Raw genomic sequence first — 22,230 nt, forward strand, 5'->3', positions numbered from 1 at the left:
ATGCGACGCCCGGAACACACCCCTGCCCGCGGCGCATCATCTCGCACCGGTCACGCCAGGACGGCCAGCCGAAGGCTCATCGGTGGATCGAGGCTAAGCCCCACTGCGACGCTCTATCACTTAACAGCGGTTTTCTGGCGACGCTCTATCACCTGCCGTCCGGCCTTGGGCGGCAGGTGATAGAGCGTTCCGGTTAAACCCACATCAAGTGATAGAGCGTTCCGGTAAAACCCGCATCAAATGAGAGAGCGTCCGGGGTGGCAGACTGGTTTGGTGACTTCGCTGAACGAACCTTCCCCGGACACCACGCCTGACCCCGCTTCTGATACCGCGACTGACACCTCTTCTGAGGACGCACCTGACGGCACGCCCGGTGCCGGAACCCAGCTGAGCGCGTTGGCGGCGGCGCGGATTGCCGTCGGGGTGCTGGTCGACGGCGGCGTTCAGCACGTGGTGGTGTCGCCTGGGTCCCGCTCGGCCCCCATGGCGTACGCCCTTGCCGAGGCTTCGGCCGAGGGCAAAGTGGAGCTGCTTGTCAGGATCGATGAGCGTTCGGCCGGGTACACGGCGCTGGGACTGGCCCTGGCCACGGGATCTCCTGCGGCCGTGCTGACAACGTCCGGGACAGCCGTGGGGAACCTGATGCCTGCGGTGATGGAGGCCAATCATGCCGCTGTTCCCCTGGTGGTGCTGTCCGCCGACCGGCCGGACGAGCTGCGTGGAACCGGCGCCAACCAGACCACCGTCCAGCCTGACCTTTTCGGCGAGCAGGTGCGGTTCGCCGCGGATATAGCCGCCGGTGCCGACCCCCGGCGCGCCATCCAAACGGGGCTTTCCGCCGCCACCGGCGCGTTCCCGGACCTTCCGCCGGGGCCTGTTCAGCTGAACCTGGCGTTCCGGGATCCGCTGGTTCCGTCGGCGGGGGAGGAGCTGCCGCCTGCAACGGAGCGGCCGCGCTATCGGATCGGCACTGAGCCGCTCATCATGAACCTGCCAGCGGCTTCAGCCGACCTGCCCGAGCGGCGCACCGTAGTCCTTGCCGGGCACGACGCCGGGCCCGTCGCCGAGGCGTTTGCCCGCGCCCATGGCCTGCCGCTGCTGGCAGAACCGTCCTCCAACGCCCGGTTCGGGCCGAATGCGGTAGGGCCCTACCGGCTGCTGCTGGAGCACTTCGGCCCAGGCGCGGCAACGCCCATTGAACGTGTGGTCCTGTTCGGCCGGCCCACGCTCTCCCGCCCGGTGGCAGCACTTCTGGCCAGGGCCGACGTTCAGACAGCCCTTTACCAACCTGTTCCGGTGGCCTGGTATGAGCCCGGCCGGCGCACCGAGCTGCCGCTGGAAAGCCTCGCTGACCTTGCAGACTTCGCCGGCCGCGGGGCGGCAGACTGGTTGGATACCTGGCTGCTCGCGGGCTCGGCGGCCCAGCATGCCCTGGATGGCATACTTTCGGCCGAAGCTCCCGCGAGTGGCCCGGCAGTGGGCTCGCTGGTGTGGAAGAACACCCGCGGCCAGCTCCTCCTGGGTTCCTCCAACGGCATCCGCGACGTTGACCTCGCTGGCCTGCCCGCCCCCGAGCCCGCTGCCACGGTGTACGCCAACCGGGGCCTGGCTGGGATCGACGGCACCCTCTCCACCGCCACCGGCATCGCCATCGGTGGCCGGCAGGAAACCACCGTCCTGCTGGGCGACGTCACCTTCCTGCACGACGTCGGCGGCCTGCTCCTCGGCGCCGGGGAAGAACAGCCTCCGCTGCGGATCGTTGTCCTCAACGACTCCGGCGGCGCCATTTTCGACCTGCTGGAACATGGCGCGGTGCGTGAGGCCGGAACGTACGGCGACGCCGTCGAACGCCTCTTTGGCACCCCCCACACAGTGGACATCGCGGCACTCGCCGCAGCGTACGGCGTCGGGCATTGCTCGGTGAGTACGACGGCGGCACTCGCCGAGGCCCTCGCACGGCCAGTTGAGGGCCGCAGCATCGTGGAAGTCCGCACTGACCGGCAGGGGCTCAGGGCCCTGCACGCCAGGATCAAAGAGGCCGTCGCCGCCGCAGTCGGGGGAGTATTGGCGCGCTAAGAGGGGGAGTCCGGCTCAAGTTTCGCCATGACACGGGAGGACAGCTCGACCAGCATGCGCCGCTCCTCAGGAGTCATCACCTCAAGGAAGTTCTCCCTGACCCACTCGATGTGCCCGGGACCTGCTGCACGCAGGGCTGCCCGGCCTGCCTGCTTTATATGAACCAGAATGCCGCGGGCATCATCGTGCGCCGGTTCCCGGCTGATAAGCCCACGTTCTTCCATCCGTCGCAATTGATGCGCAAGCCGGCTGCGGTCCCAGCCGGCACTGCGGCCGAGGTCCCGGGCCCGCATTCCGCCGGCGCCGGCCGCGGCAAGGGGAGCGAGCATCTGGTAGTCGGCGCCTGATACGCCGCTTCCGGCCAACTGCCTTTCCATCCCGGCTGCCAGTTGCCGGCTGAAGAGGATGTAGGCAAACCACACTTCCTCTTCGTCCCGGGTCAGGCGGCGATACTCAGGCAACGTGCATCCTATTCCTGGAGGAACCATATAGTTGTTGACACGTCAGCATAACAGGGGCAGTGTTGTTGACACATCAGCAATTTCCCGGCGCGGGGGAAGCGGGCCAAGCCCTAAGGAACAACGCCATGACCACGCAATCAGCCACAGACGTCCCGACGCTGCCGGACGCCGGCACGTACCGGGTTGACCCCCAACGCTCCAGCGTCACCTACGCCTGCCGGCACATGTTCGGCCTGGGAAGGGTCCGCGGCAACTTCACCATCTCCTCCGGGCTACTGAACATCTCCTCAACATTGGCAGGGAGCAGCGCCAGTGCCACCATCGACGCGGCCAGTTTCGACTCCGCCAATCAGCGGCGGGACCGCGACGTCAAAGGCCGGGGCCTGCTCGATGTGGCCGCCTTTCCGACCATCGCGTTCTCGTCAACGGGGATTCGCGAGGATGGAGGTGCCATACTTGCCGGCATTGTGGCCATGCACGGAGTGGAAGCTGCCGTGGAAGTGACGGCCCTGTGCTGGGAGTCCCCGGCTCCCGGCCAAATCCGCGTTACGGCGCGGGCCAACCATCTGGACCGTTATTTGTTCGGGATCACGGGTGCAAGGGGCTTCGTGGGCCGCTACTTCGACCTCGCCTTCCAGGTGGTTGCAGTACGCACCGGAAGATAAGCCCGCCGCGCTGCTGCGCGTCGATCCAGCACGGGACACCCTGCGGGTAGGTCCGTTGGTTCATGCCCCGGTCCTGTTCCTGCTTTCCTTCATCGCCGCTTCGAACGCAGGCAGGCTGCGTTCGATCATGTCATCGTTGGCCGTCAGGGAGATCCGGAAGAATCCAGGCGTCTCAAACAGCACACCAGGGAAAACAAAGACATTCCGGCGGGCAAGGGACTCTGTGAACGCCTCGTCGTCCCCAACGGGGGAAGTTGCATACAGGTAGAACGTGCCCTCCGGCCGGTGGAGGTGGTAACCCATGCCGCTGAGGGCATCCACGAGCCGGTCCCGGCGCCGCTGCAGCTGGCCAACGTCGATGGTGAACTTCTCCAGTTCAGGCAGCGCATGCTGCAGCAGGGCGTTGGGATACACCCAGCCCATGGCCACCTGCAGGCCGATAATTGCGGGGCGCATCTCCTCCCGGTGCGGCATCGTGGGCGGCAGCGCGAGGTAGCCCACCCTCTGGCCGGGGGAAAGGTGGGTTTTACCGTAGGAGTACGCCAGCAGGGTGTGGGCATAAAACTCCACAGCACTGTGGAAGCGGAGGCCGTCGAACACTATCCGGTTGTAGGCCTCGTCCGACACCAGGTAGATCCGCCGGCCTATCCTTGCGGAGGCAGCCTCCAGCAGCTCCGACAGCCGACGCAGCAGCTCGGGGGGATAGACCCGTCCGGTGGGGTTGTTGGGCGAATTTACGATCACAACCCGGGTCCGGTCCGTAACGCCAGCCTCAATCGCGCCGAGATCCAGATCGAACGTGGTGGTGTTGACTTTCACCTTCACCGGAACCAGACCGGCTTCAAGGATGAGGGGCTCATACAGAAACCACGGCGGCAAACTGAAGATGACTTCATCACCCGGATCGGCGACCGTCTTAAGCGCCAACGCGATTGCGGCGAAGCCCCCGGTAGTGAGGTAGATATCCTCTGCCCGGAATGGCAGGCCCAGCAGCTGCTCGAGGGACTCCGCCGCCGCCTGCCGGGCAGCCTCGCCGTTCGTCTGATAAGCGAACCACTGATCGTGCTGCGGAGTGAGGGCATCCCGCAGCGTGTTGACGTAGCGCTCGGCCGGCATTTGATGCGGGTTGCCGAACGTGAAATCACAGACTTCCGCCAACTGGCCCTTCCGGCGCACGTTCGCCGCCGTGATGTAGGCATCGACCCGCTGGAAGGAGGGGATGGACGCCAGCCGGGCAGCGCGATCCGATACCGCGGCGGTGGCCCGGGACGGGGTGGCGGAATCTGTCATGCCAGCGCTCCTCTAGCGGCCGCCGGTTGTGGCGGCAGGCGGATTTGCCAGCACGCTGCTGAGCCAGTGGAGGCTGTAGAAGGACCCATTGTCGGCTCCACCATGCGGCGATGTAAAGGGCCCCGCGACGAACGTGCATCAGCCGGCGCCCCGCCGTCGTACGCGTTTCGTCTGATTTCGACGCGCTAATCACCTGCCGACGCGGAAATGCCCTGGCGCTACTGGAATACCAGCAGCGCCAGGGCATATGGGGGTCGAAAACGAACCAGCGGGTCGACGGAGCGCCTACTCCTCGATGTCGATGTGCGTCGGGTCAAGGACGCGGCGCAGGAACTCCTTGGTGCGGGGCTGCGTGGGGGAGGAGATGACCTGCTCAGCCACGCCTTCCTCCACCACAACGCCGCCGTCCATGAACACAACGCGGTCGGCCACTTCACGGGCGAAGCCCATCTCGTGGGTGACCACCAGCATGGTCATGCCCTCCTTGGCGAGGTTCCGCATGACGGAGAGCACGTCGCCCACGGTCTCGGGGTCAAGCGCGGAGGTGGGCTCGTCGAAGAGCATCAGCTCCGGGTCCATGCTCAGCGCGCGGGCGATGGCCACGCGCTGCTGCTGGCCGCCAGAGAGCTGGTCCGGGAAACGGTCCGCGAGGTGCCCGAGGCCCACGCGCTCCAGGTTGTGCATGGACACTTTGTCCGCCTCGGCCTGGGAACGCTTGAGGACCTTGGTCTGGGCGATGGAGCAGTTGCGCTTGGCGTCCAGGTGGGGGAACAGGTTGAACTGCTGGAACACCATGCCCACCTTGCGGCGCATCTTGTCGATGTCCACATCCGGATCGGTGGCCTCGAAGCCGCCCACATGGATGCTGCCCTCGTTGGGCTGCTCCAGCAGGTTGACGCAGCGAAGCAGGGTGGACTTGCCCGAACCGGAAGGCCCAATCAGGCACACCACTTCGCCGGGAGCCACATCCAGGCTGATGCCCTTGAGGACCTCGTTGGAACCGTAGGACTTGCGCAGGTCCTTGATGGCTACGCCGGCCGCTTGGATGGTGCTGGTGCTGCCGGAGGAATTTACGACGTCGTTCATGGTCTTCCCTGCCTATCGATTGTTCCGCGCGGTGCGGCTTTCGAACTTCCGGGCCAGGAAGCTCAGGGGAATGGTGATCACCAGGTAGAAGGCACCGGCCACCAGAAGCGGCGTGAGGCCTGCGCCCAGGCTGGAAATGCCGTCGCGGCCGAACTTTGTGAGCTCGTACTGCGAGGCCGTGAGGCCCAGGACGTAGATCAGCGAGGAATCCTTGGTCAGCAGGATGACCTCGTTGGTCAGCGGCGGCAGCACGATCTTGAAGGCCTGCGGGATGACGATGGTGATCATGGCCCGCCACTGCGGCATGCCCAGCGACCGGGCGGCTTCCAGCTGGCCCTTCGGTACCGCCTGCAGGCCGGCGCGGAGGGTTTCGGCGATGTAGGCCGAGGCCACCATGCCCAGCGAAACCATGACGATCACTGTGATGTTCCAGGAAACGCCGAAGGCCAGGGGCACGCCGTAGCCGAAGGCGATGAACACCAGCAGCGCCGGGATCCCGCGGAAGAACTCGATGTAACCAGAGGCGATCCAGCGGTACAGGGGGAAGCTGGAAAGCTTCATGAGGGCAAGCAGCAGGCCGCCGGAGAGGCCCACTATGAAGCCGAGGAACGTGTAGATCAGGGTGTTCGTCAGCCCGGTGACGAAGATGCCCGGGAACATGGGCCCGATTTTGCCGAAGTTGAAGACGCTGTTGCCGATGGTCTCCCAGTCGGTGGCGAGGATCAGCGCGGCGATGGCCACCACGAAGATTCCGGCCTGGACATACAGGCTTACTCTGGCTCGCTGACGTGCGGTCATTGCCATGGGTTGCTCACATTCGTTGTGCGTGGCAGAGGCCCCGGACGGACTGCGGTACAGCTCGTCCGGGGCCCCGGCTGCGTAGTTCTCAGGGCCGTGACACGGCCGGGGCGGGGGAGCCCCAGGCCTGCGCGGCGACTACTTGGCGGTGGTTGGCTACTTGGCGGTCTCGCCGAACCAGGTGGTCTTGAACTTCTCCAGGGAGCCGTCCTCGGTCAGGCGCTCAAGCGTGCCGTTGACCTTCTCCAGCATTGCGGTGTTGCCCTTCTTGATGGAGATGCCCAGCTGCTCGCCGGTTGCGAAGTCCTCAACGCTCTTGAACTTGGGCTGGTCCTTGATGGCGTAGCCCAGCACTGACTGGTTGCCCAGGGCGGCGTCGATGGTACCGGCCTCAAGAGCCTGTACCAGGAGGCCCGTGTCCTCGAACTGCTGAGCGTCGATGCCCTGTTCCTCGGCGTAGTCGGCGCCGGTGGTGGCCTGCTGCACGCCAACCTTCTTGCCCTTGGCGTCTTCCAGGCCGCTGATGCCGGAGTCCTCGCTGGCCACCAGGGCCAGATCGTCATCAAGGTACGGGGTGGAGAAGTCCATGACGGACTTGCGGGTGTCGGTGATGGAGATCGAGGAGATGCCCAGGTCGCACTGGGTCAGCGCGGTGCCGGTCTCGATTGCCTCGAAGGAGCTGTCCACGATGCTCAGTTCGGCGCCGAAGTCCTTGGCGAGCTCCTTGGCGATGTCCACGTCGAAGCCGACGGTCTCGCCGTCCTTCTCGAACTCGAACGGCTCGTAGGGGATGTCCGAGCAGACCGTGAGCTTGCCGGCGTTGATGAGCTGGATGCCGCCTTCGGAGGCTGCAGGGGTGGAACTGCCGCCGCACGCCGTGAGGGTGAGGGCGCCGGCGGCGAAGACTGCTGCTGCCTTGGCGGTCATTTTGGCCGTAGCCAGGGACTTGAGCTGCATGTTTTCTTACCTTTTGTTGCGGGGAGTATGCGGTACTAAATCGGTTCATAGTGTAGCGCCGATTATGAGATGTGCATCACAGGAAACTAAGTTTCACCATTGGATAACTAAATCACAGGCGAAAGCAAGCCCGCAGGCGCACAACCTGTCTCCCATCCCGGACTGGTGCCCAACTGAGTAGCAGCAGATGCTCTTCTGGCGCTTCACAACGACATCAGCTGCCACCTAGTTGGCGATGCCCAGCGACTCCAGCATCGGCCGGAACTTGGCCCAGGTCTCCGCCAGCTCGGCTTCGGGCTGCGACCCGTCCACTATTCCGCAGCCGGCATACAACCGGACCGTGTCCGGAGACTCGATCACAGCTCCGCGCAGGGCGATGCCCCACTCGCCGTTGCCCGCCGCATCGAGCCAGCCCACGGGCCCGGCATACGGCCCTCGGTCCAGGTGCTCCAGCTTCCGGATCAGTGCACCGGCAACCTGCGTGGGTGTTCCACAGACCGCGGCCGTAGGGTGCAGCGCATTGATGAGTGCCAGGCAAGTGGGAACGTGGCCCTCGATCTCGGCCAGCTCGGCCTTAACGTCCGATGCCAGGTGCCACACGTTGGGCAGCTCCAGGATAAAAGGCTCGTCATGCGCATTCATCGCCTCGGAGAACGGCGCCAGTTGCGTGGTCAGTGACTGGATGGCGATCTCGTGCTCGTGCCGCTGCTTTTCGGACCCGGCCAGCACCCGGGTGGCGTAATCCATCGGGAGGCCGTCCTCGCCGTGCGCGTCCCGGCGGTCCAGTGTTCCCGCCAGCACCCGCGCCTGGGCCGTGCGTCCTTCCACCTGGATCAGCATCTCCGGCGTGGCCCCCACCAGGCCGTCCACCCCGTACGTCCAGCACTCGCGGTAGCGTGCGGCGAGTTCGCGCAGCACCGTGGCCGCGTGCACCCCCGAGGGGATGGTGGCCACCACGTCCCGCGCCAGGACCAGCTTCTCGAGCGCCCCGGTCCGGATCTCGGCCACGCCCGCCTCCACGGCCGCCATCCAGGCTTCTTCGCTCAGTGAGCCTGTATGCAGGGTTGCCCCGGCGGCAAGCGGGAGGGGACGCACGACGGCGCCACCCGCCTTGGCGGGGGCGGCAGTCAAGGTGCCGTCCCCGGCAGGGTCCCCTGCCGCCGTCGTACTTAGTGCAGGCCCTGCCCCAGTAACCGCAGCGCTCCGGAGCCAGCGGTCCAGTGCGGCGACTGCCGTGTCCTCGGTCAGGGGGCCGTCGTCGAACGTCAACTGTGTCAGCCAGACCTGCCCGTCCCGCACGCCCACCACGATCTCCGGGACGATCAGCCGGGACTCGTGGGCGGAGGTCTTGGAAAACGCGAAGGAGCCAAAAGCCACGGGGCCGGTGCCGGGGAGCTCAACGGAATCGGCCACGTCGGCCTCAAGGACGAGGTGCCGCCACCAGATGTCCGCCTCAAGGAACCGCTCCGGACCGGTGGCTGTGAAACGCGCAATCTCACCGAAGCCCGCCAGCCCGGCTTCCCGCCGGGTCCAGCAGAGGACGTCGTCCCGGACCAGAAACGCAGGAAGCCCCCCGGGGAAATCATTTCCATCCAGGGGGACTGTCAGGGTGCGGAACGTGCTCGTCATGATGAGACAACACTACTCCCGCGTACCCGATGGCCTTCCCCGGCCCGGGTGGAGCCGGAATGCGACGAATCGCGGCTGGTCAGCACCGCCGGGAACATTTGAGACAATGACATGGTGAACCGAGCATCCTTGGATAAGCGTCCGGACGAAGTAGCCACCATGTTTGACGATGTCGCACCGAAATACGACGTCGTCAACGATGTCCTGTCAATGGGACAGACGCGCCGCTGGCGCAAGGTTGTGGTGGAAGCCATGGAAGTCTCCAAGGGCCAGCGCGTGCTGGACCTGGCGGCCGGCACCGGAACGTCCAGCGAGCCGTATGCCGATGCAGGCATAGACGTTGTGGCCTGCGACTTCTCCCTTGGAATGCTCAAGGTTGGCAAACGCCGCCGCCCCGACATCAATTTTGTTGCCGGTGACGCCACCAACCTGCCGTTCGCTGACAACTCCTTCGACGCCACCACCATCTCCTTTGGCCTGCGCAACGTCAACGAGCCCAAGAAGGCGCTGCTGGAGATGCTTCGCGTCACCAAGCCCGGGGGCCGGCTGGTTATAGCCGAGTTCTCCCAGCCCGTGGTGCCGCTCTGGCGCACCATGTACACCGAATACCTCATGCGGGCGCTGCCGGCCATTGCCACCAAGGTCGCATCCAACCCGGACGCGTACGTCTACCTTGCCGAGTCCATCCGCGCCTGGCCGGACCAGGACCACCTGGCCGCCTGGCTGCAGGAATCCGGGTGGGAGAAGGTCACCTACCGCAACCTCACCGGCGGAATCGTCGCGGTGCACCGCGCGTTCAAAGCCGCAGAATCAACGCCGGACAACGCTGCTGCCGCCATCGCCGCGCACAAGGGCCCCGTGGCCAAGCTGCGCCGCAACATCACCCGCTGACCTGTGAAAGTACTGATAGTCGGCGCAGGGCCGGCCGGTTCCACCGCTGCGTACTACCTTGCCAAGGCAGGCCTGGACGTCACCGTCCTGGAGAAGACGAGCTTCCCGCGCGAAAAGGTCTGCGGCGACGGCCTGACACCCCGCGCGGTCCGGGAAATCCAGAAGCTGGGCCTGCCCCACCCCGAGGGCGACGGCTGGCGGCGGAACAAGGGCCTGCGCCTGATAGCCGGCGGGCGCACCATCGAGCTGCCGTGGCCCGAGGTTTCGGACTTCCCCCAGTACGGGCTGATCCGTACCCGGCTTGGTTTCGACGAGGAGCTCGCCCGCCACGCCGAGTCCGCGGGTGCCACCATCCTTGAGCGGCACAGCGTCACCGAGGCCATCCGTAACGACGCCGGCCGCGTCACCGGCGTCCGCGCAGCGCTCCTTGACGAGTCCGGACGCAAGACGGGGGAGGAACGCGGGTTCAGTGCCGACGTCGTCCTCGCCGCCGACGGCAACTCCACCCGCACCGCCGTCTCCCTCGGCATCCAGAAGCGCGACGACCGCCCCCTCGGCGTGGCCGTGCGCACCTACTTCACGTCCCCGCGGACGGACGACGACTGGATGGAAGGCTGGCTGGAGCTCCCCGGCCGCGACGGAAAACTGCTCCCCGGCTACGGCTGGGTGTTCGGCGTGGGGGACGGCACCTCCAACGTGGGCCTGGGCATCCTGAACTCGTCCAAGGAATTCGGCAAACTCGACTACAAGCAGGTCCTGCGCGAATGGACTGCCGGCATGCCCGCAGAGTGGGGCTTCACGCCGGAGAACCAGGTGGGCGAGATCCGCGGCGCCGCGCTGCCCATGGGCTTCAACCGCACGCCGCACTACTCGCCCGGGCTGCTGCTGCTCGGCGACGCCGGCGGCATGGTGTCCCCCTTCAACGGCGAGGGCATCTCCTACGCCATGGAGTCCGCCAGGTTTGCCGCGGAGTTCATCATTGACGCCTCCTCGCGCTCGTCGGCCGCGGGCGGAACGTACGACGCCGATGCCCACCTTTCGCGGTACGCGGGCTATGTGCGGGAACAGTGGGGGTCCCACTTCACCCTGGGCCGGGCGTTCGCTGCTTTGATTGGCAAACCTGCGGTCATGAAGCTCGCACTCCGGACCGGCATGCCCATCCCGGTGCTGATGCGGTTCGTGGTCCGGCTCCTGGCCAACCTCACGGACCCGTCCGCGAAGGGCTTTCAGGACCGGGTGATCCGCGTACTGGAATCGCTGGTTCCGGCCACATCCAATACGCCGCCGGCCCCGAATCAGCGGTATCCGCAACAAAAAGTTAGGGTTAACCCGTGACCAACCCCGCAGACCACAGCTGGACCCGCGCCGGACACGGCGTGACCGCCGCTGAACCTTCGCTCAACACCAGCGCCATTGCCACCGGCCTCCAGCTGCCCGCCGGTTTCGCCGCCATCGCCGGAGACGCTGAGCTGGGGCCGGCCATCACCAACAACCTGGCCAAGGTGGAGAAGAAGCTCCGCGAAGCCATCGCCAACTCCGATCCGCTTGCTGACGCCACGTCGCGCCATCTGGTGGAAGCCGGCGGCAAGCGCATCCGTCCGCTGCTGACCCTGCTGTGTGCACACCTCGGCGACGCATCGCTGCCTGCCGTGGTGCAGGCCGCCGTCGTGGTGGAACTGACGCACCTTGCCACCCTCTATCACGACGACGTCATGGACTCGGCCCCGTTCCGCCGCGGTGCACCCACCGCCCACGAGGTCTGGGGCAACTCCGTGGCGGTCCTCACCGGCGACCTGATTTTCGCCCGCGCCTCAATCCTGGTGTCCGAACTCGGTTCCCGGGCGCTCGGCATCCAGGCCCGTACTTTCGAGCGGCTGTGCCTGGGCCAGCTGCACGAAACCGTGGGGCCGCGCCCGGACGAGGATCCCGTGGAGCACTACCTGTCGGTGATCGCGGACAAGACCGGCTCGCTGGTGGCTGCTTCCGGCCAACTCGGCGCTATCTTCGCCGGAGCCGATCCCGCCTACGAATCCGTCCTGGTGGAGTACGGCGAGAAGGTGGGCGTGGCCTTCCAGCTTGCGGACGACGTCATCGATGTCACGGGCATCAAGGTCAAGTCCGGCAAGTCACCGGGCACGGACCTGCGCGAAGGGGTTCCCACCCTGCCGGTGCTGCTCCTGCGCAGGGCCGCCGCGGACGGTGACCAGTCCGCCGTCGAACTTCTCCGGCTGATAGACGGCGACCTTACCTCGGACGAAGCCCTTGCGGAGGCCGTGGCCGGCCTGCGCGAGCATCCCGTTACTGCCGAGTCCTGGGTTGTGGCACGCCAGTGGGCCAACGAGGCGATCGACGCCCTGGCGCCGCTCCCCGAAGGCGTGGTCAAGGACTCGCTGTCCAGCTTCGCGCTGGCCGTGGTGGACCGCGCCAGCTAGACAAGCTTTCATGAAGCCCGGTTCCGTAAGGGGCCGGGCTTCTTGGTGCGCTGCGCAGGGGCAACATGCGTTTAAAACGGGATAGCCCCGGTCCGCAGCAACGATACGAGTCATACGTTGCTTTGAACCGAGGCTATCTCTCCGTTCGCATCAGACCCGCCGGAGGCGTTTAGCGGATCCGTGAACAGTCTATGACAGCTTTGTCACAAGATGCAACTACTAATTTACTACTGGTGTCACGGACTTGTCGGCGCTGAGTTTCCCCACCTTTCTCCCCCGAACTGGCAGGAAACCCGGCGAGTTGCCGGGACCCGCCGACAGGCAGCTCGAAAGCCGGGGAAATTCAGCAGGAGTTTTGTCCACATAGGCCTCCCCGGAACTGCATTTCCCGTCGAAGATTGGGTCTGCTGGCTCCATGGACCTCACCCGATTTCTCATGTACGCAGGCTCAGTTGCCCGCACATCCACACTTCTGCAGGCTGGTTTCACCGACCGGAGCATTCGCAATGCGGTGGCGCTGGGCGACATCCGCCGTCTCCGGCACGGGGTGGTGGCACTGCCCGGGGCCCCGGCGGACATGACTGCGGCTGTCCTGGGCAGTGGCCTGCTGACCTGTGCTTCTGCCGCAGTACATCGCCGACTTTGGCTGTTGAGGGAACCGTCAAGGGTTCACCTCCTCTGCCGGCACCGTGGGCCGGCGGACGCCATCGTGCACCGCGGGTCCCTGATTCCTCCGGATTCACCAAAACCGGTGGCGAGCACCGCTGACGTGTTGATTCACAGCCTGCGCTGCCTTCCGGCTATGGAAGCTGCCGTCATGGTGGAGAGTGCAGCGCGGCAGGGTCTTACCACCCTCGGCTACCTGCGGGGGCGGCTGCCCGGTAAGCGGAACGGTGCAGCCAGGCGCGTGCTCGAGCTCGTTGACGGTACCGCAGATTCGCCCATCGAGGTGGTTGCCCGGATTCTTTTCCGCGCGGCGGGCATTTTCACGGAGACACAGGTGGAGCTCCCCGGCATCGGCATCGTGGACTTCCTGTTGGAAGGATTCCTGATCGTCGAGCTCGACGGCGCCACCCACCTTGAGCCCCGGCAGGTAAAGAAGGACCGTGCCAGGAACAACGCCAGCACCCTCACCGGATATGCGGTACTACGTTACGGGTACGCCGACGTGGTTCATCACCCGGAAAGAATCATGGCCGAGGTGTGGCAGGTCCTCCGGGGCCGGGTTATCCGCTGAGATTCGCAAGGTTTTGCTGGCGAACCGGGGGAAACGCCGTCATCAGAGGGGGACACGCCGCCGCGCACCCCAAAAGGTGAGGAAACTCAGCGGGCGCCGGAGGATCTCGAAGCCACGCTGAAACGGAAGAGAGGGAGGCCCTAGTTGTCGTCGTCCTCGAAAGCCCACTCGAACATGTCGAACACGAACTCCGAGAAGGTGCCTTCCTCGGACTTCCACTGGCCGCGGGCGTTGTTGCGCCGGTACACGATGGGGTCCGGGACGCTGAGGTCGCCCACCCGGAAGCCCCAGGTGTATTCCTCTTCCTCGTCCTCAAGGAACATCAGGAAGCCTTCGTCGTCGACCTCGAGCTCGTCCGGATCCCAGAAGTAGTGGTACGCCTCCATCAGGTCCTCGCAGCCACCGACGGCCAGGTAGAACTCGCGGAGTACCAGGGGGATCTGGAACTGGTGGTCGGCCAGGGCCTTGTCCAGCTCCTCCTGGGTGAGCCCGTCTTCTGCCTGCCATTCGTCTTCGAGATACTTCGGAACAAGCGCACGGAATTTCTCGAGGAACATGTCAGTCATGCTTCATATCCTAGCCAATCCCGGCCCCTGCAAAGTGACAGCGGAGCACCGCGGGAACAGCTTCAAACCCCGGAGTCGCTGCCCCGCCGGTGCCACCCGTGGACGGCGAGCGGCGCCTGCCAGGAGCGCCGCCATGCCAGGATGCGGAAAGTGAAAACCACGGCCGCGACGGCCGATCCCGTCAGCACGTTGAAGATGCCCATGACCCACAGCCCGGCGGTCATCGCGGCCCCCACGAATGCCGGCAGCGCGTAGATGTCCTTGGGGTTGAAAAGTTCCGGAACCTCGTTGGCAGTGATGTCGCGCAGCAGCCCGCCGCCCACCGCCGTCGTGACTCCCAGCAGCACCGACGCCACCGGGTTCATCCCCGCAGCCAGGGCCTTGAGCGTGCCGGTCATGCAGAAGAGGGCAAGGCCGCCGGCGTCGAACAGCGTCAGCAGGGACGTATAGCGCTGGACGCTGGGAAACAGGAAATACACCAGGGCGGTGGCCAGCAGCGGCGGCACCAGGTAGGCCGGGTTGGTGAACGCCGCCGGCGGCCCGCTGTTCAGGATGATGTCCCGGATTACGCCGCCGCCGAGTCCCACCAGGGAAGCCAGCAGCAGGGAGCCCACAATATCGATGTGCTTCCGGGCAGCCAGCAGGGATCCCGACACCGCGAAGAAGAAGACGCCCAGCAGATCCAGCCACACCGGCGAGTTGTCAAAGGCGAATGTCATGGAGCGTCCCGGCAATTCAAAAGAGGGCGGACAGGGCGGCTCCAACGTTACGCTAGCCCGTATGAACAGCCCCATCATGATCGCTTGCGCCCATGGGACGTCCAGCACGCAGGGAGCCGCCGAGGTCAACGCCCTGCGCGCCGCCATCGCCGGACTGCGCCCCGGCCTTGACGTCCGTGAGGCCTATGTGGACGTCCAGCAGCCGGACCTGGTGGACGTGGTGGCTGGCCTGCCCGAGGGGGAGGCCGCCGTCGTGGTTCCGCTGCTGCTCAGCGTGGGCTACCACGTGAAAGTGGACATTGCGCGGGCGGTGAAGAGCAGGCCGGGCAGTGCAGCGGCCGCGCCCCTGGGGCCCGATCCGCGCCTGGCCGCGCTGCTCGACCAGCGGCTGCGCGAGGCCGGCGTGACGGACAACGATGTGATCGTCCTGGCCGCGGCGGGTTCCTCCAACCCCAACGCCGCCGTCAGCGTCGAGGAACTGCTGGGCCAGCTCCGGGGTCTGCGGTCCAACCGGATAGTGGCCGCCTACGGTGCCTCCGCAAAGCCTTCCGTGCCCGACGCCGTCGCGATGCTTCGCGAGGAGCTGGAAGGCGGTGCCGGGGCGGGGGAGTCCGCAGGAGCGGTCGACGTTGGCGGGCGCGTGGTGATTGCCTCTTACCTCCTGGCGCCGGGCTTCTTCCACGACCAGCTCGCCAAGGCCGGGGCTGACGTCGTGACCGAACCCCTGCTGCCGTCCCCGGTGCTGGCCGAGATCGCCCTCGACAGGTATGACGCCGCCGTCGAAAAGGCCTGTGAAGCCGCCGCCCACGCGCGGGCCGAACCAACAGCGCAGGCCCCCGAAAAGGCCCCCGTGGAACCGGCCGCAAATGCACAGCAGGGTGGCTTGTTCAAGGCTGTCCGGCGTTTCGTGACGAAATATTTCCCTAGGTGACTTAGCGTTTCCAGGCCTTTGTGACGCTCTTCGGGCGGGACCTACAGTCGATGCATGACTGATACAGCTCTAGCCGGAGCAACGGCGGATTCCGCTGCCGCGAAGCGCCCGGCCCGCCCGTCCCGTCCCGCCGCGAAGCCGCACGGGCAGTGGAAAGTGGACGGCAAGACGCCCCTGAACGCCAACGAAACCTGGAAACAGGAAGACGACGGCCTGAACGTGCGCGAGCGTATCGAGACCATCTACTCCAAGGAAGGCTTCGACGCCATCCCCGGCCAGGACCTGCACGGCCGGTTCCGCTGGTGGGGCCTCTACACCCAGCGGAAGCCCGGGATCGACGGCGGCAAGACCGCAACCCTTGAGCCGCACGAGCTCGAGGACAAGTACTTCATGCTCCGCGTGCGGATCGACGGCGGCGCCCTCACCACCGAGCAGCTGCGCGTCATCGGCCAGATCTCCGTGGACTTCGCCCGCGATTCCGCCGACCTCACCGACCGCCAGAACATCCAGCTGCACTGGATCCGCGTGGAGGACATCCCGGAGATCTGGACCCGCCTGGAGGGTGTTGGCCTGTCCACCACCGAAGCCTGCGGCGACGTTCCCCGCGTGATCCTGGGTTCGCCCGTGGCCGGCATCGCCAAGGACGAGATCATCGACCCCACCCCGCTCATCGAGGAGCTGGGGGAGCGGTTCATCGGCAACCCGCTGCTGTCCAACCTGCCGCGCAAGTACAAGACCGCCATCACCGGCCACCCCAGCCAGGACGTGGTCCACGAGATCAACGACTTCGCCCTGGTGGGCGTGCGCCACCCCGAACTCGGGGTTGGCTACGACCTCTGGGCCGGCGGTGCGCTGTCCACCAACCCGATGCTCGGCAAGCGCCTGGGCGCGTTCGTGACGCCTGAGCAGGCTGCCGACGTGTGGCTCGGCGTCACCAGCATCTTCCGTGACTACGGCTACCGGCGCATGCGCACCAAGGCCCGCCTGAAGTTCCTGATGGCGGACTGGGGTCCGGAGAAGTTCCGCCAGATCCTGGAGGACGAATACCTGGGCTACAAGCTGGCTGACGGTCCGGCCGCGCCCAAGCCCACCACCCCCGGCGACCACATCGGCGTGCACGAACAGAAGGACGGCAAGTTCTTCATCGGCGCCACCCCGCTGGCCGGCAGGCTCTCCGGCGCCGCGCTGGTCAAGCTCGCCGACACCCTCGAGGCCCGCGGCTCCTACCGGCTGCGCACCACCCCGCACCAGAAGCTCGTTGTCCTGGACGTCGAGAAGGACCAGGTGGAGCCCCTCGTGGCAGAGCTGGACGCGCTGGGCCTGTCCGCCCGCCCGTCCGTGTTCCGCCGCGGCACCATCGCGTGCACCGGCATCGAGTACTGCAAGCTGGCCATCGTGGAGACCAAGTACACGGCCGCCACCGCAGTTGCCGAGATGGAGCGCCGCCTGGCCGACCTCGCCGCCTCCGGCGAGCTGCCGCACGCGCTGTCCCTGCACATCAACGGCTGCCCCAACTCCTGCGCCCGCATCCAGACCGCGGACATCGGCCTCAAGGGCATGATGCTTCCAACGCCCGACGGCGACCCCTCCCCGGGTTTCCAGGTCCACCTGGGCGGCGGGCTGGCTTCCAACGAGCGCGAGGAAGCAGGCCTGGGACGCACCGTCCGCGGCCTCAAGGTGTACGTCGATGACCTGCCCGACTACGTGGAGCGCGTTGTGCGCACCTTCGTGGCCCAGCGCGCCGAGGGCCAGACGTTCGCCGAGTGGGCCCACGCGGCAGACGAGGAGGCACTCCAGTGAGTAAGCACGCACTTGGAGTGGATCCGGTGGCTGCCCCGGCTGAGGCCTCAGCCCAGGTTGAGGCTGTGGTGGCAACCGCCCCCAGGCTCCGTTCCCACGAAGAACTGAAGGCAATCGCCGAAGCCGGCGCCGCCGAGCTCGGCTGGGACGCCCCCGCCCGGGACGTCATCGCCTGGGTGGAGCGGAACTTCGAGCTGCCCGCCGTCGCCGTCGCCTGCTCCATGGCGGACGCCGTCCTCCCGGCCCTGGTCGCGGACCAGATGCCCGGCGTCGACGTGCTGTTCCTGGAGACCGGCTACCACTTCCCGGAAACCTACGCCACGCGCGACGAGGTGGCCGCGAACCTCCGCGTCAACGTGGTGGACGTGCTCCCGGAGAACACCGTGGAGCAGCAGGACCGCCTCCTGGGCAAGGACCTGTTTGCCCGCGACGCCGCCCAGTGCTGCGCGCTCCGCAAGGTGGCCCCGCTGCGGCGCACCCTCTCCGGCTATGAACTCTGGTTCACCGGCGTCCGCCGCGATGAAGCCCCCACCCGGACCAACACCCCGCTGGTCACCTGGGACGAGGCCAACGGCCTGGTCAAGGTGAATCCGGTGGCTGCGTGGACTTTCGACCAGCTGGTCCAGTACTCGGACGACAACCTCCTGCCCGTCAACCCGCTGCTTTCCCAGGGTTACCCCTCCATTGGCTGCCAGCCCTGCACCCGGAAGGTGGCGCCGGGCGACGACCCCCGCGCCGGCCGCTGGGCAGGGACCGACAAGACAGAATGCGGACTACACGTATGAGCACTTCACTGACCGAGGAGACCCCCCAGGTGACTGACGCCGCCGTTTCCACGCGCCTCTCCAGCCTGGACACCCTCGAATCCGAGGCGATCCATATCATCCGCGAGGTTGTTGCCGAGTTCGAGAAGCCCGCCCTGCTGTTCTCCGGCGGCAAGGACTCCGTGGTGATGCTGCACCTGGCCACCAAGGCCTTCTGGCCCGGCAAGGTTCCGTTCCCTGTGCTGCACGTGGACACTGGCCACAACTTTCCGGAGGTCATCGACTTCCGCGACCGCACCGTGGAGCGCCTGGGCCTGAAGCTCGTGGTGGGCTCCGTGCAGGAGTTCATCGACCGCGGCGAGCTGGCCGAGCGTGCCGACGGCACCCGCAACCCGCTGCAGACCGTCCCGCTGCTGGACGCCATCCAGCAGAACAAGTTCGACGCCGTGTTCGGCGGTGGCCGCCGCGACGAGGACAAGGCCCGCGCCAAGGAGCGCATCCTGAGCCTCCGCGACGAGTTCGGCCAGTGGGACCCGCGCAACCAGCGCCCCGAGCTGTGGAACCTCTACAACGGCCGCCACACCGTGGGCCAGCACGTCCGCGCGTTCCCCATCAGCAACTGGACCGAGCTGGACATCTGGCGCTATATCGAGCGCGAGAACATCGAGCTGCCCGGCCTGTACTACGCCCACGAGCGCGAGGTGTTCGCCCGCGACGGCATGTGGCGCGCAGTGGGCGAGGTCTCCCAGCCGCTGCCGCACGAGGAAGTCATCACCAAGACCGTCCGCTACCGCACGGTGGGGGACATGTCCTGCACAGGCGCCGTCGAGTCCGACGCCTACACGGTGGCCGACGTTGTGGTCGAAGTCGCCGCCTCCACCCTCACCGAACGTGGCGCCACCCGCGCAGATGACCGCATCTCCGAGGCCGCCATGGAAGACCGCAAGAAGGACGGGTATTTCTAATGAGCACGATTTCCGAGATTTCGACAGGCTCACTCACCGAAGGCCTGCCCACAACCCTTTTCCGGTTCGCCACCGCAGGATCGGTCGACGACGGCAAGTCCACTTTGGTGGGCCGCCTCCTTCACGATTCCAAGGCAATCCTGGCTGACACGCTCGACGCCGTTGCCCGCACCTCCGCGGACCGCGGCTTCGGCGGCGCTGCTGGCGGTATCGATCTGGCGCTGCTGACGGACGGCCTGCGTGCCGAGCGCGAGCAGGGCATCACCATCGACGTTGCCTACCGCTACTTTGCAACCGACCGGCGCAGCTTCATCCTGGCCGACTGCCCCGGGCATGTGCAGTACACCAAGAACACGGTGACCGGCGCATCCACTGCGGATGCCGTCGTCGTACTCATTGACGCCCGCAAGGGTGTGCTGGAGCAGACCCGCCGGCACCTGTCCGTGCTGCAGTTGCTGCGCGTGGCGCACGTGATCGTGGCCGTGAACAAGATCGACCTGGTGGACTTCAGCGAGTCCGTGTTCCGCGAGATCGAAGCCGACGTGCAGCAGGTGGGCCGCGAGCTGGGCCTGGGTTCCGATGGGATAACCGACCTGCTGGTGGTCCCCGTGTCCGCCCTGGACGGTGACAACGTGGTGGAGCGCTCCGAGCGGACCCCCTGGTACACCGGTCCGGCGCTGCTCGAGGTGCTCGAGACCCTGCCCGCCGCCGACGAGCTGGAAAGCCACCTGGAGAGCTTCCGGTTCCCGGTGCAGCTGGTCATCCGTCCCCAGGGTGCGCTGGCTCCCGACGCCGTGGCCGCCGGCCTGGACGTGGAGGCCTACCGCGACTACCGCGCGTATGCCGGCCAGATCACCGAAGGCTCGGTCAAGGTGGGGGACAAGGTCTCCGTCCTGACGCCCGGCCAGGACCCGCGCACCACCACCGTGGTGGGCATCGACTTCGCTGGCGCCTCGCTGGAGGAAGCCGCCGCCCCGCAGTCCGTGGCCATCCGCCTGGCGGAGGAATTCGACGTCGCCCGTGGTGACACCATTGCTGCTGCCGGCACCGTCCGTGAAGCCTCCGCCGACCTGTACGCCTCGCTGTGCTGGCTGTCCCCGAAGCCGCTGCGCGAGGGCCAGAAGGTGCTGGTTAAACACGGCACCCGAACAGTGCATGCCCTGGTCCGCAACGTCGGCGGCAAGCTGGACCTCGCCTCCTTCAAGCTGGAGCCGGCGTCCACCCTGGAACTCAACGACATCGGCAACGCCCAGCTCCGGCTGGCCGCACCGCTGCCGCTCGAGAACTACCTGCACCATCGCCGCACCGGCGCGTTCCTGGTGATCGACCCGCTGGACGGCAACACCCTTGCTGCCGGCCTGGTCAAGGACCACCCGGGCGACCACGAGGACGAGCGCTACAGCATTTGATCTTTCCTTCGAAACCGCGGCTTGTTCGCGAAGCCTGGCCTTGATGGTCCGGATCCGTGAACAAGCCGCGGTTTTGTTGTCCCCGGCGGTGAGTACCGGAAGCAGCCATCAGTGCTGCCCTGTTCAAATCCAAGTACTGGCTACTCGTGCGGGGTGCTGCAACACCAAGACTTAATGGTCAGCGGGGGCACGAGCTTCCTTAGGGACGTGGACGCAACAGCTGAGGAGGCACCATGCCGGCCATCCAAGAGTGGAAAACCCGGGCGGCAGGGCACCTGCGGCGGGACTCCGAGGACTGGAAAATCTCCCCCCGACATGAGCGGCTGCTCATACTGACTCCCTTCATCATCGCCGTGGTTGCCGCGGCAGCCCTCCCGTTCAAGGACTTCTACCTCTGGCTGGTCAACGAGGACTCCCTGATTGAATGGCTCCAGTTTGCCTGCCTGCTGGCGGCCAGCATCTTCCTGCCCCTCATCACCGTGTACCTGGTCCGGGCCAAACGCTGGGGCATTGCCGCGCTCTACGGGGTTGTGGCGCTAGGGGTCTGGTTCCTCACAGGCGAGGAGATCTCCTGGGGCCAGCGCATCTTCGGCTGGGCCACGCCCGAATCCCTGAACGAGGTCAACCGCCAGGGCGAGACCACGGTGCACAACATCCGCGGCGTGCAGGAACTGGTCCCCGCGGCCATGCTCCTTGCGAGCCTCTATGGCGCCTGTGCCCCGCTGGTATGGGCAGGCATCGGAAAACGGTGGGAGAACCTGAAATCCAGGCGCCTGCTGGTCCCGCCGCTGAGCCTGGTGCCGGCCTTCGCGCTGGCCGCCGGCTACCGCCTGTTCCGCCTGCTGATCTGGCCGGAGCCCACCTTCGTTATCTCCGAGTATGCCGAGGCGATGGAACTGTGCCTGTACTTCGCACTGGCCATGTTCTGCTGGTTCAACCTGCGCCTGCTGCGCGAGCCGCAGCCGGGGCCAGGCCTGAGGCAGCAGCCCCGGGGCCTGCACCGCAGGACGGCGTAGGCTCCAAGCCCGCCCCAGCGTCCGGCGTTAGCTTTCCAGGACCGCTTTGAGTTTCTGTAGGTCCTTGCTGGTTTGGCGGCGGATCATCGGTGCCATGAACAGGCCTGCCAGCTTGGAGAAACCTGAGGGGCTCCCGGTGTTGCCGAGCGTCATCCGGGTCCCGCCGTCGTCGTCCGTCCACGTGTAGGTGGTCTGCATGGGGAACGGACCCTGGGCCGTCCGCATCACAAGCCGCTCGCCGGGGGCATAGTCGACAAACTCATAGGTGTAGTTGAGCTCGCGGCCCAAAAACCTGGCCATGAAGGCAACCTTGGTGCCAGTGCCCAGCGGCCCGGTGGTCAGGCGCTGCGACTTATGGATGTTCACGTACCATTTGGGCGCGTTGTCCGGGTTGGCTGCGTACTCCGCCACCTCTGTGCGGGGGCGGTTGATGAGGATGTCAGTCTGGACGTCCACCATGATGCGTCTCCTTTGGGGTGCCGTTGTATTGCCGGGGGTTAGCCTAGGAACCACGTTAGTCTTGGCGCGGCTGGAGGCG

22 protein-coding genes are annotated in these 22,230 nt (G+C 66.3%); 13 read left to right on the plus strand and 9 right to left on the minus strand.

Annotated features, from left to right (window positions below):
- A partial coding sequence (locus tag ACIQF4_RS00005) for a hypothetical protein (protein WP_400579820.1) occupies positions 1-197 on the plus strand: 197 nt, incomplete at its 5' end.
- Positions 198-273: 76 nt separating this feature from the next.
- On the plus strand, positions 274-2,076 hold the full coding sequence (menD, locus tag ACIQF4_RS00010) for a 2-succinyl-5-enolpyruvyl-6-hydroxy-3-cyclohexene-1-carboxylic-acid synthase (RefSeq protein ID WP_400516203.1): 1,803 nt from the start codon (positions 274-276) through the stop codon (positions 2,074-2,076).
- Here the strand turns inward: menD and ACIQF4_RS00015 are convergent.
- A complete protein-coding gene (locus tag ACIQF4_RS00015; RefSeq protein WP_350004461.1) occupies positions 2,073-2,537 on the minus strand; it encodes a MarR family transcriptional regulator in 465 nt (154 codons plus the stop codon). The genes menD and ACIQF4_RS00015 overlap by 4 nt on opposite strands.
- Positions 2,538-2,662: 125 nt before the next feature.
- Here ACIQF4_RS00015 and ACIQF4_RS00020 point away from each other — a divergent pair, with 125 nt between their 5' ends.
- Entirely contained in the window at positions 2,663-3,202 is a 540-nt protein-coding gene (locus tag ACIQF4_RS00020) for a YceI family protein (RefSeq protein WP_350004463.1), read from the plus strand.
- Positions 3,203-3,262: 60 nt separating this feature from the next.
- Here ACIQF4_RS00020 and ACIQF4_RS00025 read toward each other — a convergent pair whose 3' ends face one another.
- From ACIQF4_RS00025 to ACIQF4_RS00045, 5 genes are all read right to left on the minus strand, one after another.
- Positions 3,263-4,492 (minus strand): aminotransferase class I/II-fold pyridoxal phosphate-dependent enzyme, encoded by a 1,230-nt coding sequence (locus ACIQF4_RS00025; protein ID WP_400516204.1) that lies wholly within the window; start codon positions 4,490-4,492, stop codon positions 3,263-3,265.
- 285 nt (positions 4,493-4,777) lie between these two features.
- On the minus strand, positions 4,778-5,578 hold the full coding sequence (locus ACIQF4_RS00030; RefSeq protein WP_231456244.1) for an amino acid ABC transporter ATP-binding protein: 801 nt from the start codon (positions 5,576-5,578) through the stop codon (positions 4,778-4,780).
- A 12-nt stretch (positions 5,579-5,590) separates the two neighbouring features.
- Positions 5,591-6,382 carry an amino acid ABC transporter permease gene (locus ACIQF4_RS00035; RefSeq protein WP_104184452.1) on the minus strand — a complete coding sequence of 264 codons (792 nt, stop codon included), beginning with the start codon at positions 6,380-6,382 and terminating at the stop codon, positions 5,591-5,593.
- Between the two features lie 150 nt (positions 6,383-6,532).
- Complete coding sequence (locus ACIQF4_RS00040; protein WP_350004472.1) at positions 6,533-7,333, minus strand: ABC transporter substrate-binding protein; 801 nt, start codon at positions 7,331-7,333, stop codon at positions 6,533-6,535.
- A gap of 225 nt (positions 7,334-7,558) precedes the next feature.
- Positions 7,559-8,962, minus strand: a complete 1,404-nt coding sequence (locus tag ACIQF4_RS00045) for an isochorismate synthase MenF (RefSeq protein ID WP_400516205.1) — start codon at positions 8,960-8,962, stop codon at positions 7,559-7,561.
- 114 nt (positions 8,963-9,076) lie between these two features.
- Between ACIQF4_RS00045 and ACIQF4_RS00050 the strand changes: the two genes are divergently transcribed.
- The 4 genes from ACIQF4_RS00050 (at position 9,077) to ACIQF4_RS00065 (ending at position 13,522) form a co-directional block, all read left to right on the plus strand.
- On the plus strand, positions 9,077-9,853 hold the full coding sequence (locus tag ACIQF4_RS00050) for a demethylmenaquinone methyltransferase (protein WP_350004479.1): 777 nt from the start codon (positions 9,077-9,079) through the stop codon (positions 9,851-9,853).
- Between the two features lie 3 nt (positions 9,854-9,856).
- On the plus strand, positions 9,857-11,188 hold the full coding sequence (locus tag ACIQF4_RS00055; protein ID WP_400516206.1) for a geranylgeranyl reductase family protein: 1,332 nt from the start codon (positions 9,857-9,859) through the stop codon (positions 11,186-11,188).
- Positions 11,185-12,285 carry a polyprenyl synthetase family protein gene (locus tag ACIQF4_RS00060; RefSeq protein ID WP_400516207.1) on the plus strand — a complete coding sequence of 367 codons (1,101 nt, stop codon included), beginning with the start codon at positions 11,185-11,187 and terminating at the stop codon, positions 12,283-12,285. The genes ACIQF4_RS00055 and ACIQF4_RS00060 overlap by 4 nt, the downstream gene beginning before the upstream one ends.
- Before the next feature lie 802 nt (positions 12,286-13,087).
- Complete coding sequence (locus tag ACIQF4_RS00065; protein WP_350004485.1) at positions 13,088-13,522, plus strand: DUF559 domain-containing protein; 435 nt, start codon at positions 13,088-13,090, stop codon at positions 13,520-13,522.
- A 140-nt stretch (positions 13,523-13,662) separates the two neighbouring features.
- Here the strand turns inward: ACIQF4_RS00065 and ACIQF4_RS00070 are convergent, their stop codons facing one another.
- Positions 13,663-14,088, minus strand: a complete 426-nt coding sequence (locus ACIQF4_RS00070; protein WP_400516208.1) for a hypothetical protein — start codon at positions 14,086-14,088, stop codon at positions 13,663-13,665.
- A 62-nt stretch (positions 14,089-14,150) separates the two neighbouring features.
- On the minus strand, positions 14,151-14,807 hold the full coding sequence (locus ACIQF4_RS00075) for a trimeric intracellular cation channel family protein (RefSeq protein WP_400516209.1): 657 nt from the start codon (positions 14,805-14,807) through the stop codon (positions 14,151-14,153).
- Between the two features lie 61 nt (positions 14,808-14,868).
- Here ACIQF4_RS00075 and ACIQF4_RS00080 point away from each other — a divergent pair, with 61 nt between their 5' ends.
- The 6 genes from ACIQF4_RS00080 (at position 14,869) to ACIQF4_RS00105 (ending at position 21,692) form a co-directional block, all read left to right on the plus strand.
- Positions 14,869-15,738 (plus strand): sirohydrochlorin chelatase, encoded by an 870-nt coding sequence (locus ACIQF4_RS00080; protein WP_400516210.1) that lies wholly within the window; start codon positions 14,869-14,871, stop codon positions 15,736-15,738.
- Between the two features lie 54 nt (positions 15,739-15,792).
- Positions 15,793-17,538 (plus strand): nitrite/sulfite reductase, encoded by a 1,746-nt coding sequence (locus ACIQF4_RS00085; RefSeq protein WP_400516211.1) that lies wholly within the window; start codon positions 15,793-15,795, stop codon positions 17,536-17,538.
- Positions 17,539-17,564: 26 nt separating this feature from the next.
- Positions 17,565-18,323: a phosphoadenylyl-sulfate reductase gene (locus ACIQF4_RS00090; RefSeq protein WP_374152973.1), complete on the plus strand. Its 759-nt coding sequence runs from the start codon at positions 17,565-17,567 to the stop codon at positions 18,321-18,323.
- Positions 18,320-19,267 (plus strand): sulfate adenylyltransferase subunit CysD, encoded by a 948-nt coding sequence (gene cysD, locus ACIQF4_RS00095; protein ID WP_400516212.1) that lies wholly within the window; start codon positions 18,320-18,322, stop codon positions 19,265-19,267. The genes ACIQF4_RS00090 and cysD overlap by 4 nt, the downstream gene beginning before the upstream one ends.
- The gene (locus ACIQF4_RS00100; protein ID WP_400516213.1) at positions 19,267-20,676 is read left to right on the plus strand and encodes a sulfate adenylyltransferase subunit 1; all 1,410 of its coding nucleotides are present in this window, start codon (positions 19,267-19,269) and stop codon (positions 20,674-20,676) included. The genes cysD and ACIQF4_RS00100 overlap by 1 nt, the downstream gene beginning before the upstream one ends.
- Positions 20,677-20,909: 233 nt before the next feature.
- Positions 20,910-21,692 carry a hypothetical protein gene (locus ACIQF4_RS00105; RefSeq protein ID WP_400516214.1) on the plus strand — a complete coding sequence of 261 codons (783 nt, stop codon included), beginning with the start codon at positions 20,910-20,912 and terminating at the stop codon, positions 21,690-21,692.
- A gap of 27 nt (positions 21,693-21,719) precedes the next feature.
- Here ACIQF4_RS00105 and ACIQF4_RS00110 read toward each other — a convergent pair whose 3' ends face one another.
- Positions 21,720-22,151 (minus strand): SRPBCC family protein, encoded by a 432-nt coding sequence (locus tag ACIQF4_RS00110; protein ID WP_350004500.1) that lies wholly within the window; start codon positions 22,149-22,151, stop codon positions 21,720-21,722.
- Positions 22,152-22,230 lie beyond the last annotated feature (79 nt).

The sequence above is a fragment of the Pseudarthrobacter sp. NPDC092202 genome, from assembly GCF_044755505.1.
GTDB lineage: Bacteria > Actinomycetota > Actinomycetes > Actinomycetales > Micrococcaceae > Arthrobacter.